Annotated in this window: 14 protein-coding genes; 5 read left to right on the forward strand and 9 right to left on the reverse strand. The window is 66.7% G+C overall.

The genetic code is table 11. The annotated features are described in order from the left end of the window. Positions 1 to 53: 53 nt before the first annotated feature. Positions 54 to 1,019 carry a VOC family protein gene (locus IVB26_RS32380; RefSeq protein ID WP_247969063.1) on the reverse strand — a complete coding sequence of 322 codons (966 nt, stop codon included), beginning with the start codon at positions 1,017 to 1,019 and terminating at the stop codon, positions 54 to 56. 192 nt (positions 1,020 to 1,211) lie between these two features. On the opposite strand from IVB26_RS32380, the gene IVB26_RS32385 reads away from it, so the two are divergent. Beyond that, the gene (locus IVB26_RS32385) at positions 1,212 to 2,078 is read left to right on the forward strand and encodes a S1C family serine protease (protein ID WP_247969064.1); all 867 of its coding nucleotides are present in this window, start codon (positions 1,212 to 1,214) and stop codon (positions 2,076 to 2,078) included. After that, entirely contained in the window at positions 2,075 to 2,446 is a 372-nt protein-coding gene (locus IVB26_RS32390; protein ID WP_247969065.1) for a response regulator transcription factor, read from the forward strand. The genes IVB26_RS32385 and IVB26_RS32390 overlap by 4 nt, the downstream gene beginning before the upstream one ends. A 12-nt stretch (positions 2,447 to 2,458) precedes the next feature. Here the strand turns inward: IVB26_RS32390 and IVB26_RS32395 are convergent, their stop codons facing one another. The 4 genes from IVB26_RS32395 to IVB26_RS32410 all read right to left on the reverse strand — a co-directional run bounded on the left by IVB26_RS32395 (position 2,459) and on the right by IVB26_RS32410 (position 7,381). Further along, positions 2,459 to 3,535 carry a sensor histidine kinase gene (locus tag IVB26_RS32395; RefSeq protein WP_247969066.1) on the reverse strand — a complete coding sequence of 359 codons (1,077 nt, stop codon included), beginning with the start codon at positions 3,533 to 3,535 and terminating at the stop codon, positions 2,459 to 2,461. Next, a complete protein-coding gene (locus IVB26_RS32400) occupies positions 3,522 to 4,214 on the reverse strand; it encodes a response regulator transcription factor (RefSeq protein WP_247969067.1) in 693 nt (230 codons plus the stop codon). The genes IVB26_RS32395 and IVB26_RS32400 overlap by 14 nt, the downstream gene beginning before the upstream one ends. A gap of 100 nt (positions 4,215 to 4,314) precedes the next feature. Next, complete coding sequence (locus tag IVB26_RS32405) at positions 4,315 to 4,752, reverse strand: hypothetical protein (RefSeq protein WP_247969068.1); 438 nt, start codon at positions 4,750 to 4,752, stop codon at positions 4,315 to 4,317. A gap of 289 nt (positions 4,753 to 5,041) precedes the next feature. Further along, the gene (locus IVB26_RS32410; RefSeq protein WP_247969069.1) at positions 5,042 to 7,381 is read right to left on the reverse strand and encodes a Tex family protein; all 2,340 of its coding nucleotides are present in this window, start codon (positions 7,379 to 7,381) and stop codon (positions 5,042 to 5,044) included. Positions 7,382 to 8,725: 1,344 nt separating this feature from the next. On the opposite strand from IVB26_RS32410, the gene IVB26_RS32415 reads away from it, so the two are divergent. Continuing rightward, on the forward strand, positions 8,726 to 10,195 hold the full coding sequence (locus IVB26_RS32415; protein WP_247969070.1) for an amidase: 1,470 nt from the start codon (positions 8,726 to 8,728) through the stop codon (positions 10,193 to 10,195). A gap of 40 nt (positions 10,196 to 10,235) precedes the next feature. Here the strand turns inward: IVB26_RS32415 and IVB26_RS32420 are convergent, their stop codons facing one another. Next, a complete protein-coding gene (locus IVB26_RS32420; RefSeq protein ID WP_247969071.1) occupies positions 10,236 to 10,556 on the reverse strand; it encodes a hypothetical protein in 321 nt (106 codons plus the stop codon). Positions 10,557 to 10,672: 116 nt separating this feature from the next. Between IVB26_RS32420 and IVB26_RS32425 the strand changes: the two genes are divergently transcribed. Both IVB26_RS32425 and IVB26_RS32430 read left to right on the forward strand, forming a co-directional pair. After that, positions 10,673 to 11,581 (forward strand): PaaI family thioesterase, encoded by a 909-nt coding sequence (locus IVB26_RS32425; RefSeq protein WP_247969072.1) that lies wholly within the window; start codon positions 10,673 to 10,675, stop codon positions 11,579 to 11,581. Positions 11,582 to 11,648: 67 nt separating this feature from the next. Further along, on the forward strand, positions 11,649 to 12,014 hold the full coding sequence (locus IVB26_RS32430) for a hypothetical protein (protein WP_247969073.1): 366 nt from the start codon (positions 11,649 to 11,651) through the stop codon (positions 12,012 to 12,014). A gap of 85 nt (positions 12,015 to 12,099) precedes the next feature. Here IVB26_RS32430 and poxB read toward each other — a convergent pair whose 3' ends face one another. The 3 genes from poxB to IVB26_RS32445 form a co-directional block, all read right to left on the reverse strand. Then, positions 12,100 to 13,812: a ubiquinone-dependent pyruvate dehydrogenase gene (gene poxB, locus IVB26_RS32435; protein ID WP_247969074.1), complete on the reverse strand. Its 1,713-nt coding sequence runs from the start codon at positions 13,810 to 13,812 to the stop codon at positions 12,100 to 12,102. Positions 13,813 to 13,892: 80 nt separating this feature from the next. After that, entirely contained in the window at positions 13,893 to 14,525 is a 633-nt protein-coding gene (locus IVB26_RS32440; protein ID WP_247969075.1) for a 2-dehydro-3-deoxy-6-phosphogalactonate aldolase, read from the reverse strand. A 12-nt stretch (positions 14,526 to 14,537) separates the two neighbouring features. Then, positions 14,538 to 15,452 (reverse strand): 2-dehydro-3-deoxygalactonokinase, encoded by a 915-nt coding sequence (locus IVB26_RS32445; protein ID WP_247969076.1) that lies wholly within the window; start codon positions 15,450 to 15,452, stop codon positions 14,538 to 14,540. Between the last annotated feature and the right edge of the window lie 5 nt (positions 15,453 to 15,457).

Raw genomic sequence — 15,457 nt, forward strand, 5'->3', positions numbered from 1 at the left:
CCCCGGAGCGCTGGTTTGCGACTGATGGGTCTTACCAACGCCTGCGCTCGCGATCAAACCCTGAGCAGCCGCACGCGCGTGCCCCAGGGATCGGCGGCCTCCACGCCGCTTGCGAGCGTTGTCAGCCGCACGCCGCCCTTGCGCAGGCGCTCCTCCTGCGCGGCGAGAATGTCCGGCTTCTCCGTCACCAGCGAGAACCAGGCAAGGCCGGTCATCTGATCGTCGCGCTGGCCCGCGCCCTGGCTCTGCCAGACGTTCATGCCGAGGTGATGATGATAGCGGCCCGACGACAGGAACGCTGCGCCGCTGCGGCTGCGGGTCGGATCGAGGCCGATGTTGCCATGATAGAAGTTTCCGGCCTGCGCAAGATCGCCGACACGCAGATGCATGTGGCCGATGCGCACTCCATCCGGCGCCTTGGCATAATCCGGCACGCGCGTATTGGTCAGCGACAGCAAATCGGGGATGTTGAGCTCGTCGCTCGCCATCTTCACGCTGCCCTCGCTCCACTGCCATTGCGAGGGATCGCGGTCGGCATAGACCTCGATGCCGTTGCCCTCGGGGTCGTCGAGATAAACGGACTCGCTGACGAGATGGTCGGCAAAGCCCGACAGCTTCACGCGGTGCGAGGCGGCGTGAACCAGCCAGCGCGCCAGGTCCTTGCGGGTCGGCATCAGGAAGGCGGTATGATAGAGGCCGGCGGCGTTGCGCGGCTCGATTGCCGCATCGGGACGGGCTTCCAGCACCAGCAGCGTGATGCCTGATGTGCCGAGCCTGGCGGCGGCTGCCGAGCGCTCCATCACGGTGAGCCCGATCACGTCGCGGTAGTAATCCGCAACCTTGTCGAGATTCTTCACCCGGAGCGTCACCATGCCGACCCGCATCGGCGTGCGGCTGGCATAGGTCGGCCCGCCGCCCTGCGGAGCGCCCTCGGCGCGGGCCGCGGCCGCGGCCGCCATCGCAAGCGAGGTCGCGCCGGCGAGTTGCAGCAGGGTACGGCGGGTGAGGTCGATGGTCATTGGTCAGGACTCGCTGAAATGCTTGAGGCGAAATGGCGCAATTTTCGGATTGCTACACGTTCCCGTGAGGCGCTCCCAATCACATATTCGTCGGCCGTGGTCCTACGGAGAGCCGCCCCGGTCCTGGCCACCCGGCCAGTTTCGCAATCGCTCGCGACATCCCAAATTGAGGACAACTTACAGGAGCTTACCATGACCGACCTGACCGCCCTGTCCTCACTGTCATCCGCCCTCGCGGACGTCGTGGCGCGCACCGCGCCCTCGATCGTCTCCGTGCACTCGCATCGCTCCCGTGCCACCGGCTTCGTCTGGAAAGCAGGCCTGATCGTCACCGCCGACGAGGCGCTGGCCGACGAGGGTGAGGTCGAGATCGGCCTCCCCGACGGCAGCCGCGTGGCCGCCACGATCGCCGGCCGCGACCACACGACCGATATCGCGCTGCTCCGCGCCGACATTGCGGCGGCCCCGGTCAAGCTCGTCGCGACCGTCCCGCCGCTGGGGGCCTTGTCGGTGGTGGTCGCGACCCATCGCGATACGCCGAGCGCGGCGCTCGGGATGGTATCGGCGTCCGGCAACAGCTGGCGCTCATTGCGCGGCGGCGACATCGATGCCCGGATCGAGCTCGACGTCCGCCTGCGTCCCGCCCAGCAGGGCGGCCTTGCGCTCGATGCATCGGGCGGCGCGTTCGGCATGGCCGTGCTCGGCCCGCGGCGCGTGCTGGTGATCCCGACGGCGACGATCGAGCGCGTCGCGCCGCAACTCGAGACCCGTGGCCGCATCGCGCGCGGATACCTCGGCCTCGGGCTGCAGCCGGTGCGGCTCGAGGACGGCATCGGCGCGATGGTGATGAATGTCGACAAGGCCGGACCTTCGGCCGCGGCCGGCATCCGCCAGGGCGACGTGATCGTGGCGGTCAACGACCAGAAGCTGTCGGGCGTGCGCGCTCTGTCGCGAACGCTGGGTCCTGCGAGCGTCGGCGCGGTGGTCGATCTTGCGGCGCGCCGCGGCGGCGAGCCGGTCAGCTTCAAGGTCACGGTCGGCGAGAGGCCAGAGGCGTGAGCGAGGACAAGACGCCGGAGATCGTGCTCGCTCTGGAGATCGACGACCCCGCGCTCGCCGATCGCCTGGCGGCCTTGCTCGGCAACGTCGCCGGGCTTCGTCTTGCCGGGCCCGGCGAGCAGGCCGCCGCGGCGATCGTCGCCCGCGATGCGCGCGTCATGCCCGAGGACATCGCGCTGACCCAGCGCGAGCTCGACGTGCTGGCGCTGATGGCCGAGGGCGCCTCCAACAAGATGATCGCGCGCCGGCTCGGCATCTCCGTGCACACCGTCAAATTCCATGTCGGCTCGCTGCTCGACAAGCTGGACGCGACCGGCCGCACCGACGCGGTGGCGCATGCGGCGCGCCGCGGTGTGATCGAATTGTGATGCCACCGGGTCTCACTTCGCCGATGTCGCGGGGAAGCTGAGCTGCACCATCAGCCCCGGCGCCTTGTCACGCAGCGCGATCTCGGCGCCGTGAAGGCGCGCGACGGCTGCCACCAGACTGAGGCCAAGCCCATTGCCCGGCGTGTAGCGGCTCTGTTCGAGCCGATAGAAGCGCTTGAAGACGTGATCGCGCTCCTCAGTGGGAATGCCCGGACCATCGTCCGCAACGGCGATCACCGCGCCACCGTCGGCGCTGCGGCAGGTTACCGTCACCTGCCCGCCTGGCCGGCCGTGCTTGATCGCGTTGTCGACGAGATTGGCGATGGCATCGAACAGCAGGTCGCGATCGCCCGTGATCGGCACCTGGCGGTCTCCGGCAAGGCTGAGCTTTGTAGCAACCTGCTCGGCGGCGGCATCGTAGAGCTCGACGACCTCCCCGGCGATCTCGGCAAGGTCAAGCGCGCGGAAGGCGCCGGTGCGGGCGCGGGTCTCGATCTCCGAGATCCGGGTGATGGAGGCGAACATGCCAAGCACGGCGTCGAGATCGGCGATGGTGTCGCCGATCAGCGCCGCGTCCGCCTCGCCGTTGCGCTCGTGATGATAGGCCTTTTCCAGCCGGCCGCGCATCCGCGTCAGCGGCGTGCGCAGATCGTGGGCGACGTTGTCGCTGACCTGCTTGACCTCGCCCATCAGCGTCTCGATGCGGTCGAGCATCTGATTGAGGCTTTCGGCGACGCGGTCCCATTCGTCGTTGCTGCCGCGCAAGGGGATGCGCTGATCGAGGCCTGCGAGCATGATGGCGCGGCTGGTGGCATTGATCTGTTCGATCCGCCCCACCGTGCGCCGCGTCACCAGCACGGCGGCGAGGCCGGCGAGCACCAGCAGCAGCACGGCAACCGCAGCCATCGCGAGCTCGATCATGCCGGTGAAGCCGTCATGGTCGACGGCGTGGCCGAGCCGGCTCTCCACATAGGCCAGCGTGCCGAAATAGACATAGGCCATGATCGCCGCGACGATCAGTCCGAACGCGGCGATCGCGATCAGCGCCAGACGGAAGGTCGAGGAGCGGAGCGTCTTAGCCAGGAGCACGGAGGCAATATCCGATGCCGCGGATGGTGTGGATCAGCGGATAGGCCTGGGCGTCATCGACCTTGCGGCGGACGCGCCCGACATAGACGTCGATGATGTTGGTGGAGGGATCGAAATGCAGGTCCCAGACATGCTGGAGCAGCATCGCGCGGGAGACGACGCGGCCCTCGTTGCGGACGAGATATTCGAGCAGTTGAAACTCGCGCGGCAGCAGCGGGATCTTGCGGCCGCGGCGGCTGGCGTTGCGCGCGATCAGGTCGATGGCGAGATCGCCGACCCGCAGCAGCGTCTCCTTGGCGATGGTCTCGCTGCGGCGGCCGAGGGCCTCGAGCCGCGCCAGCAATTCGGTGAACGAGAACGGCTTGACCAGATAATCGTCGCCACCGGCGCGCAAGCCGCGCACGCGGTCATCGACCTCGCCGAGCGCGGAAATGATCAGGAACGGCGCGGCAACGCCGTCGTCGCGCAATTGCCGCATCACGCTGATGCCGTCGACATCAGGCAGCATCCGGTCGATCGTGATCACGGCATAGTCGCGCGCGGCGCCGTGGCTCAGCGCTTCGCGGCCGCTCGCAGCGAGATCGACCTCGTATCCCGAGATCGTCAATTCCTCGACGAGCTGGCCTGCGGTTTCCGGATCGTCCTCGACGACCAGGATGCGACGATGACCTCCGGTCATGCAAAACTCCGCGCGACGATCGCCACCAGACTATCCCGTTCCGGGGCTGGACGGAACCGCCCGGTGGCGACCGCGACAATGGTGCGGTACGGCGATGTGACTACCAATAGTCTCCGCACACATTGACCCATTGCCATCCATAGGGCGTCCAGCTCCTGCGCCAGCAGCCACCACTATAGCCGGCGTAGACAAAGGGCGCGCCGAAGACGGCGAAACGGCGGAAGTGATGATGATGGAAGGCGTGGCGGCCGTGCCAGCCGGCGCCGGCGAAGCGCGGCCCGATCGCCGCGTGCGCGAAGCGTGCCCCGCCGAAGCCGGGACCGCCGACATGGGCGAAGCGCGCGCCGCCCATCCCGCCGGCACGCATGCCGCCAAAACCGCCTGCGTGCATGCCGCCACCGAAATGCCCGCCGCCGCCGAAATGGCCGCCACCGCCAAAGCCGCCGTGACCTCCGCCACGCGCGAGCACGGGTGAGGCGACCGCCATCATCGCGGCGAGCGTCGCCGCGGTGAGGCCTTTGAGAAGCCTGCTGTTCATCGAAAGGTCCTCCTTGCAGTGCGGCGGTCTCTGCGCCGCACGAGGACGATCAGATGAAAGCAAGGAACAGGCAGCTTCAACTTACAAAGACGCCAGATTCTGACGCGGGTGTTAGGGAGCGGGCGCTCTCTCCCCGTCATTGCGAGGAGCTCGCGACAAAATTGCGCAGCAATTTTGCGCTGATGCGACGAAGCAATCCAGACTGTTTCCGCGGCGGGACCCTGGATTGCTTCGCTGCGCTCGCAATGACGGCGTGGATGGAGCTTGCCCTATTCAGGCTGCTCAGCTGCTACGCCCGCTTGCCGTTGTTCTTCTCCGCAGCGCGGCGCAGTGCTTCGGCGAGCGCCCCACCGCCGCCGGAGGATTCCTGCTTGCGGGGTGCGGAGGAGGTCATGCGCGACGGGTTGCGCGAGCTGTTGTCGCGCTGCATTCCGGGGGCGTCCTTCTTGGAGCCGACCTCGTCGTCGAGGCGCAGCGTCAGCGAGATGCGCTTGCGCGCGACCTCGAAGTCCAGCACCTTCACCTTGACGATGTCGCCGGGCTTTACCACCTCGCGCGGATCCTTGATGTAGGTCTTGGACATCGCCGAGATGTGCACGAGACCGTCCTGGTGAACGCCGATGTCGACGAAGGCGCCGAACGCGGCGACGTTGGTCACGGTGCCCTCGAGGATCATGCCCTTCTTGAGATGCTTGATCTCCTCGACGCCCTCCATGAACACCGCGGCCTTGAACGCCGGACGCGGGTCGCGGCCGGGCTTTTCCAATTCACGCAGGATGTCGGTGACGGTCGGCAGACCGAAGGTCTCGTCGACGAAGTCCTTCGGCTTCAGCGTGCGCACGATCTCGCTGCTGCCGATCAGCGCCTTGATGTCGCTCTTGGTGGCGCTGAGAATCCGGCGCACCACCGGATAGGCTTCCGGATGAACACCGGACGCATCGAGCGGGTCCTCGCCACCGAGAATGCGCAGGAAGCCGGCGCACTGCTCGAACGCCTTCGGCCCGAGCCGCGGCACGTCCTTGAGCGCCTTGCGCGACTTGAACGGGCCGTTGGCGTCGCGGTGGGCCACGATGCTCTGCGCCAGGCCTGAGCCGACGCCGGACACGCGGGCGAGCAGCGGCGCCGAGGCGGTGTTGACGTCGACGCCGACCGCGTTCACACAATCCTCGACCACGGCGTCGAGCGATTTGGCGAGCTTGGCCTGGCCGAGATCGTGCTGATACTGGCCGACGCCGATCGCCTTGGGCTCGATCTTGACCAGCTCGGCGAGCGGATCCTGCAGACGGCGCGCGATCGAGACGGCGCCGCGCAGGGTGACGTCGAGGCCCGGCAGTTCCTCAGAGGCGAAAGCCGAAGCCGAATAGACCGACGCACCGGCCTCCGACACCACGATCTTGGTCATCTTCAGCTCGGCCAGACCCTTGACGAGATCGCCCGCGAGCTTGTCGGTCTCGCGCGAGGCGGTGCCGTTGCCGATCGCGATCAGCTCGACGCGATGCTTCAACGCGAGCTTGCCGAGGATCGCGAGCGACTCGTTCCATTGCCGCTGCGGCTCGTGCGGATAGATCACCGCGGTATCGACCACCTTGCCGGTCGCATCGGTGACGGCGACCTTGACGCCGGTGCGGTAGCCGGGATCGAGACCCATGGTGACGCGGGTGCCGGCAGGCGCGGCCAGCAGGAGATCGCGCAGATTGGACGCGAACACGCGCACGGCCTCGGTCTCGGCGGCGTTCCACAGCCGCATGCGCAAGTCGATGTTGAGATGCACCTGGATCTTGGTGCGCCAGGCCCAGCGCACGGTGTCGATCAGCCAGCGATCACCGGCGCGTTTGAGGTCGGCGATGCCGAACCGCTTCATGATCTTCAATTCATAGGCGCTCGGCACGCCCGGCGGCGGCGCCTCGGCCTCGGCCTGGATTTGCAGGTCGAGGATCTCTTCCTTCTCGCCGCGGAACATCGCGAGGATGCGGTGCGACGGCAATTTGGTCAGCGGCTCGGAGAACTCGAAATAGTCGGCGAATTTTTCGCCCTCGGTCTTCTTGCCGTCGCGCACCTTGGACGCCATGCGCGCGTTGGTCCACATCTCCTCGCGAAGCGCGCCGATCAAATCGGCGTCCTCGTCGAACCGCTCGACCAGGATGGCGCGGGCGCCGTCCAGCGCAGCTGTGGCATCCGCAACGCCCTTCTCGGCGTTGACGAAGCTTTCCGCGACGACCTTCGGATCGTTGGTGGGTTCCGCCATCAGCTGATTGGCGAGCGGCTCGAGGCCGGCTTCCTTGGCAATCTCCGCCTTGGTGCGGCGCTTCGGCTTGAACGGCAGGTAGATGTCTTCGAGGCGGGCCTTGCTGTCGGCGGCGAGAATGGAGGCCTCGAGCGCGGCATCGAGCTTGCCCTGCTCCCGAACTGATTCGAGGATGGCCTTGCGGCGGTCTTCAAGCTCGCGCAGGTAACCCAGGCGCTCTTCCAGAGTACGCAATTGCGCGTCGTCGAGCGCACCGGTCGCTTCCTTGCGGTAGCGGGCGATGAAGGGAACCGTGGCGCCGCCGTCGAGCAGCGTCACCGTCGCTTCGACCTGCTCGGCCCGAACCCCAAGCTCTTGCGCAATTTTCTGGTTGATATTTGCCACGCGAGAATTCCTCTATCCAAGCACGCAATACGGGGGCGAACCACCGACCACGGGACGCCGCTTATGGACCAACCGGGGTTGATTCATCAAGGTACCGCGGGCGACCGTCGACAGGGGATTTTTTTGTTGAACCGATGCGATCTCGCCACATTCGTGGGGATGCCGCACACAGCACCTTTGCGCGTCCCGGACGGCGCTGCAGCGCGCAAGCGATGCGGCGCAGAGCCGGGACCCAGGAACGGCACGGCGCGCGGCGAGATGGCCCCGGCTCTGCAGCGCACCACCCCCGACGATGCTTCGCGTCGCCGGCGGCGCTGCGCTGCGTCCGGGGCATGAGCGGAGAGTATGGCGGCCCGCTCTCTCCCCGTCATTGCGAGGAGCCCTTGCGACGAAGCAATCCAGAGTCTTTCCGCGGAGGTATTCTGGATTGCTTCGCTGCGCTCGCAATGACGGAGTGTGGCGTGGCAGCTTGCTTCTCCAACTTCCGCTGTCATTCCCCGCGAATGCGGGGAATCCAGTACGCCGCGGCTTCTCGATTCAACAACCGCCGTCTCGGCGTACTGGATCGCCCGGTCAAGCCGGGCGATGACAGCGAGTGTGTAGGCGCAGATATGCCTTCACCTCCTCGCGGCTTGTTCCGCCCGAGTTTTGCTGTCCTCTTCACGCCCTCATAGCGAGAGGGCGCAGGGAAGGCCGGGCGCCGGCTGGCACCCGCTTGTCCGTCGTGCGATGAGAATGCACACGCAATGCACAACGGATAACAGGTGAAGCCGGAAACGTCCGGCCTTCCCTGCGCGATGTTTGACGGCGTATGGCGCGCTCTCCCCGGAGACGAGTTCCTGCTTGCCTCCGTCTCCTCGCGAATTGGCGGTGCGCTTCGCCCGGTCGGGCGGCCCGCACCTCCGCAAGGCTTGGCTGTAGCAACGACAGCCAGGACCACGCGATTTGGCCGTACGCATCAGCGCCGCTCGTCCGCACGCCGCCGGGACCTCACGGGGTTCTCCCGCCCTGTTCCCGCCTCTCGTGCACGACGCTGCCGCGTCCACCGCTCCCCGATCCGCGGTTCGAAACGACGTACGACCGCCCCTTTCGCCGGATCAGGATGGCCGACACATACGCCGAAACCGAATTTCGGTAAAGCGGAATATTTTTGCACGTGTGGATTGACATAGGCCGACACAGGGACGATCGCGTAGCCCGGGTTGCAGCGACCGCACGACTGTCGGATCGAGACGGCCCGTCACCTCTCCGCCCCACGCAACCCTGCCCCTCGCGCCGGCTCAGTTGATTCAGGCGGCCCCTTGCGAAAAAGGTGGCCCCACTATTCAAGGGGATTTGGACGTCATGACCTTGCCGATGAGCTGGACTGAATGGGCGCAGCACGACGGCGTCGCGCTGGCGGGGCGCGTCCGCAAGGGCGAGCTGACGGCGAAGGAGCTGGCGCGCCAGGCTGCCGCGGGGATCGCCAAGGTCAATCCGGCGCTGTCGGGCGTAGTCGAGCTGTTCGAGGACGTGATCGCCGATCCCGCCAAGGACGGCGCCAATCTCGCAGGTCCGTTCGCCGGCCTGCCGTTCCTGATGAAGGACCTCGGGCCGACCATGAAGGGCCGGCTGCAGGAAATGGGCTCGCTGTTGATGCGCGGCAATCGCGCCGCGGCCGACACGTTCCTCACCGGAAAATTCCGCCAGGCTGGGCTCAACCTGATCGGACGCACCACCACGCCGGAATTCGGCGTGTGCTCTTCGGCCGACAATCCCGCCGTCTACGTCACCCGCAATCCCTGGAATACTGACTACACCACCTGCGGCTCGTCCGCGGGCAGCGCCGCGATGGTCGCAGCCGGCGTGGTGCCGATCGCGCATGCAACCGACGGCGGCGGCTCGATCCGCATTCCCGCCGGCGTCAACGGCAATATCGGGCTGAAGGTTTCGCGCGGCGTGTTTTCGCTCGCACCGCACATGTCCGACCTCACCGGCCTCGTCTCGATCCAGGGCTGCCAGTCGCGCTCGGTGCGCGACACCGCCGCCTTCGTCGATCATGCGAGGGGACCTGCGCCTGGCGAGTTCATGCCGTTCTGGACCACGGCGCAGCCCTATTCCGAGATGATCAAGCGCGATCCCTCAAAGCTGCGCATCGCGCTGTCGCACACATGGGGCGACTACAAGGCTACGCCTGAGATCGCAGCCGAGTTGGAGAAGACCGGCCGCTTCCTCGAAGGCCTCGGCCATCACGTCGACTACGCGCTGCCCGAGCTCGATTTCCGAGCCGCCTTCGCCGCGCAGACCACCTGCTACATCTCGAACTTTGCGGTGGTGATCTCCAACATGCTCGCCGCGCGCGGGCTGGACAAGCCGCCGGAAGACCTGATCGAGCCCATGAACATCCGGATCTGGGAAGCCGGCCGCCATACCACCTTTGCCGAGCGGGCGAAGATGCAGGGCGTATTCAACACGACATCGCGCGGCTTCGGCGCCTTCTTCGAGCAGTGGGACGTGATCCTGACGCCGATCACGGCGCTGCCGACGCCGAAGGTCGGTACCAGGGAATATCTCACCATCTCCGACAATCGCGATGTGCTGGACTGGTTCGGCAATCTCTGGCGCTTCTTCGCCTTCACGCCGCTCGCCAATCTCTGCGGCATGCCGGCGATCTCGATGCCGATGGCGAGCCAGGAGCACGGCCTGCCGCTCGGCATCCAGGCCATCGCCAAGCAGGCCAATGACGGCCTCCTGCTGCAGCTCGCCGCCCAGATCGAGCGCGCGCTCGACGGCAAGTGGAACGGCGGCAGGAAGCCGAAGGTGCATGTGGGCTGAGAAGCTGCGATCGCAGTGTCATGCGATCGCACAAGCAGCCTCAGTTCTTCACCGCCGGGATCTCCTCCGCCACCGGTTGCTTCTGGCCCTGCTGGTACATCGCCAGCGCCTTTTCGAGCGCTTCGCGCAGCGCCAGCGCGGCGGCCACGCTGCAACGTAAGTGCGCGGTCTGGACCACGTCGACCCTGACGGCGGCGCCGATCGGCATCAAGAGGTTCGCGGCGAGCTCGATCTGGATCGCGCCGTTGTGATGGCCGAAGCAGGACGCGCCGTCGAAATAGATGATCGGCGCCCGCTCCGAGCTGGAGGTCGAGATAGTGACGGGCCCCTGATTGGCGGCAGGCGTTTCGGGGTCGGCCATGGGCGCTCCTTGCAGCTAAACGACGAACGAAGCGCCCACCATCGGTGCTTTGGCCCGCTCTGTCGAGGCCCTTCAGGGGTTTTGCGCGGCGCCCGACACTGGTCTAGAACGTCACCATGAGCACCATACCGACCACGCTCCCGTTCGAGGAACTTGCCGAGGCGATCAAGGGCCGCCGTTCCGATTACGGCCATATCAGCGGGCTCCAGCTCGACCGTTTCGCGCCGGCTGAGGCCTGGTCCAGCCTGCCCTACCGGCCCGTCTTCGTCGGCGACATCGAGACCGGTGTGCTGCACGGCGGCGTCGTCACCGCAATGCTGGACGAGAGCTGCGGCATGGCGGTGCAGCTTGCGCTCGACGGCACGCGCGCGATTGCCACGCTCGATCTGCGCATCGACTACCAGAAGCCGGCGACACCCGGCCTCGACATCAAGGCGCATTCGGTCTGCTACCGCACCACACGCTCGATCGCTTTCGTGCGCTCCACCGCCTATCAGGAATCCGAGGACGATCCGGTGGCGACCGCGACCGCCTGCTTCATGATCGGCGCCAACCGCACCAACATGCTCGCGGACCGCAGGATGGACGCACGGAGCATCCCGACGCTGGAGGCACCGGCGGACCCTGACGGTCCGTTCGCGCACAGCCCGTTTGCGCGCTGCCTCGGCATCCGCGTCAACGGCGACAGCACGCTGACGATGCCGTTTTCGCCTGTGATCATCGGCAATCCGATCCTGCCTGCGATCCATGGCGGCATGACAGGCGCCTTCCTCGAGACCACCGCGATCGTCGGCGTGGCGCGCGAGCTCGGCACCGCCGCGCTGCCCAAGCCGATCGGCCTTACCGTCAACTATTTGCGTTCCGGCCGCGCCCTCGACACGTTCGCCGATGTTTCGATCGTGAAGCAGGGACGGCGCATCGTCGCCTTCGAGGCGCGCGCCTGGCAGGACGATGCGGAAAAGCCGATCGCCACCGCTTTTGGTCATTTCATGCTGCGCCCGACGCCGGGAAGTGACGAGGAATAAGCGCCTTTTGACTTGACGGCCGCAGTTCCGGCCACAACGATAGCGCGTCACTGCGAGAGGTATTGGATTGCGGCATCCGCTCGACATCGTCGCCATGTTCGCCGCACTCTGGCTGCTGGCCTCGATGATGCTCGACGCGCTGACGCCGAAGGAGCTGACCGCAATCATGATCGGCGTTGCGATCGGTCCCGCGGTTCTCATCACCGCCGTGTTCTACTACCTCCGCTGCCCGCGAACCGACTTTGCGGTGATCTTCGCAGCGCTCTGGCTGATCTCGGACATCGCCATCGCCTTCGTCTCACCGACGCAGCTGCCGCATTTCCTGATCGTGCTCGGCTTCCTCCCAGCCCTGCTGATCGGCACCGCGCTGCATTGGCAACGCCTCCAGCGCCGTGAGCAGCGGCTGCCGGCACCTTCGGTGAAGCGGGGTTAGCCGCGCATGAAGGGCTCGTCCACTTCTCCCCAACCCTCTCCCGCAAGCGGGAGAGGGCGCGCACCGCCGCTGTAGCCATCACGCGCTAGCGTGGCAGCAAGTTCGTCTTCGCGAGATCCAACACCTCGTCGCCGCGGCCGTTCATCACCGCGCGCAGCACCCAGAGGCTGAAGCCCTTGATCTGCTCGGTGGTGATGGTCGGCGGCATCGACAATTCCTGCTTGGCGGTGACGACGTCGAGCAACGCCGGCCCGTTATGGGCGAGCATCTCCTTCACCGCACCGGGGAGCTCGCCGGGATCCTCGACGCGTTTGGCAAAGATGCCCATCGCGCGCGCCATCGCCGCGAAGTCAGGGTTCTCCAGGTCGACATTAGTGTCGACGAAGCCGGCCGCCTTCATCTCCAGCGCGACGAAGCCGAGCACGCCGTTATTGAATATCACGACCTTCACCGGCAGCTTCTCTTGCGTCAGCGTGATCAGATCGCCCATCAGCATGGTGAAGCCGCCGTCGCCGGAGAGCGAGATCACTTGTCGGCCGGGTTGCGAAGCCTGCGCGCCGATCGCCTGCGGCATCGCGTTGGCCATCGAGCCGTGCACGAAGGAGCCGATCAGCCGGCGGCGGCCGTTCATGTCGAGATAGCGCGCGGCCCACACCGTCGGCGTCCCGACATCGGCGGTGAAGATGGCGTCATTTGAGGCGTGGTCGCTGATGATCTTTGCGAGATATTGCGGGTGGATCGGCTTGCTGCCCGGCGTGCCCTTGGCGAGCGAATCGAGCCCTTCGCGCGCCTTCTTGTAATGCGCAATGGCATCGTCGAGATGCTTGCGCGGGGTCTTGGCTTTGAGCAGCGGCAGCAGCGCCGCGATGGTGAGCTTGACGTCGCCGACGAGGCCGAGATCGATCCTGCACCGCCGTCCCAGATTTTCCGGGCGGATGTCGATCTGCGCGACCTTCGCATCGGTCGGGAAGAACTGCTTGTAGGGAAAATCGGTGCCGAGCATCACCAGCGCGTCGCAGGCGTGCATGGCCGCGTAGCCCGAGGAGAAGCCGATGAAACCGGTCATGCCGACGTCGTAGGGGTTGTCGTATTCGACATGCTCCTTGCCGCCGAGCGCATGCACGATCGGGCTCTTCAGCGCCTCCGCAAGCTGCATCAAGGGCGCATGCGCGCCGGCGCAGCCGCGGCCACAGAACAAGGTGATGCGCTCGGCGCCGTTGAGGAGGTCGGCCAGCGCCTGCAGCTCGTCCGCCTGCGGCATCACCTTCGGCGCCGGCACGTTGAGGCCGCGCGCCGTCGACAGCGCGCGCTTGGGCGGGCTGCGGAACGCGACGTCGCCGGGCATGGCGACGACCGCGACGCCGCGCAGGCCCACCGCCGCGCGGATGGCGTTCTCCAGCACGAAGGGAAGCTGGCTCGGGTCGGAGACCAGCTCGCAATAATGGCTGCATTCGCGGAACAGGTTTTGCGGATGCGTCTCCTGGAAATAGCCGCCGCCGATCTCGGCCGTCGGGATCTGCGCGGCGATCGCCAGCACGGGAACGCGGCTGCGATGCGCATCGAACAGCCCATTGATCAGATGCAGATTGCCGGGACCGCAGGAGCCCGCGCAGACCGCAAGGCTCCCGGTCATCTCCGCTTCGCCGGCGGCGGCGAACGCTGCGACCTCCTCGTGGCCGCGGCGGCGCAGCGCCTCGGTCAGGGCGTTCAGGCTGTCGCCGACAATGCCGTAGATGCGCTTGACGCCGGCCTGTTCGAGCGTTGCCACGAACAGATCGGCCACGTTGTTGATCGCCATGTCGGTCTCCTGATCTCGCTGATCACGCAAGATAGGATAACGCGCGACGGTGACGGCATCACGGCTTGTTTATTGGCGGCTCAGTCTTTCGCAATCGCCCGATCGTAAGCCGCGATCGTCACCTTTGCGCGAGCGGCCACATCCGTTGCGCTCATGCCGGGCTTGTAGAGGCTCGAGCCGAGCCCGAAGGCGGTCACGCCGCCCTTGATATATTCGGCAAAGTTCTGGTCGGAGACGCCGCCGACGGCGGCGATCATCACGCCTGATGGCAGCACCGCCTTGATCGCGGCAATGCCGGCGGCGCCTAGCACGCTTGCCGGAAAGAATTTCAATCCCGATGCGCCGGAGCGTGCGGCAAGCAGCGCCTCGGTCGGAGAAAACACGCCGGGCAGCGTCACCATGGCGTACTGATGTGCACGCACGAGCACCTGCGTGTCGACGTTCGGCGAGACCATCAGCTTGCCGCCGACGTCGTTGAGGCGATCGACATCCGCGGTGGTCAGCACCGTGCCGGCGCCGATCAGCACGCCTGACGGCGCCTGCTTCACCGCCGTTGCGATGGAGCGGAATGGATCAGGCGAGTTCAGGGGGATCTCGATCGCGGTCATGCCGGCTTCGATCAGCACGCTGACGATGGCCTCGGTCTCCTCGGGCTTGACGCCGCGCAGGATCGCGACCAGCGGCCGCTTCATCGGCGGAAAGGCAACGGTCATCTCAAGTTCCTTCTACTTCCTCCAGATCGCGGCAGCCGCCATCGACAGGCCGCGGCGAACGGCTTCATCCGCATCGACCGGCCCGGCGGTCACTGACAAGGCGTCGAAGGCGTGGCGATACAGCATCGCAAGCCGCCCCGAGGCAATCAACGCGACACCCGCTCGCGGCACGGTGCCGGAGAGCCCGGCCGCCAGCTCGATGCCGATCAACGTGCCCGACAGCGTCTCGCGCGCCGCGGCCGGCGTGCCGCCGAACAGAAGCTGGCGCGACCGCGCACCGAACAACAGGTTGGCGGCGAAGGCCGGCGCCGCGTACGCGGCCTTGACCGCCGCCTTGAAGCTCGCGACATCCTCGGCTTCATCAGCGCCCGCGACCGCGAACGACAGGATCGTCTCGCGCGAGACCACGCTGAAGAGCTCGCCGGTCATGAAGGTGGAGAAACGTTCGACGATGCCCCCTTTGACGCGCACCCATTTCGAATGCGTGCCGGGCATGCAGACCAGCGCCTCGCCGGCGGCATCGAGGCCGAGCGCGCCGAGCAGCTGCGTCTCCTCGCCGCGCATGACGTCCGGCGCGGCTGCGTCGCGCTGTGCAATGCCGGGCAGGATCCGGATGTCGCGCGCCTGGCCGGGAACGCGCACGGCCTGTTTCAGCACGGCCGAGAGCGGCGCCGGCGTATCGACATAGCCGGCTTCGACCCAGCCGGTCTTGGCGCCGGCCATGCCGCAGACGAGAACCGGCAGATGATCCGGCGCTTCGGCCGCCGCAAGATGCGCTTGCAGCACGGCGGGAAAGCCGGTCTTCGCCGCCGCCAGCATACCCTCGTCGCTGCGGCGCTCGGCCAGCACCTCGCCGGCACGATCGACCAGCCACAGGCGAAAACTGCTGGTGCCCCAGTCCACCGCGACATAAGCGGGTTCGGTCATCTCAA

Source organism: Bradyrhizobium sp. 195, from assembly GCF_023101665.1.
Lineage (GTDB): Bacteria > Pseudomonadota > Alphaproteobacteria > Rhizobiales > Xanthobacteraceae > Bradyrhizobium.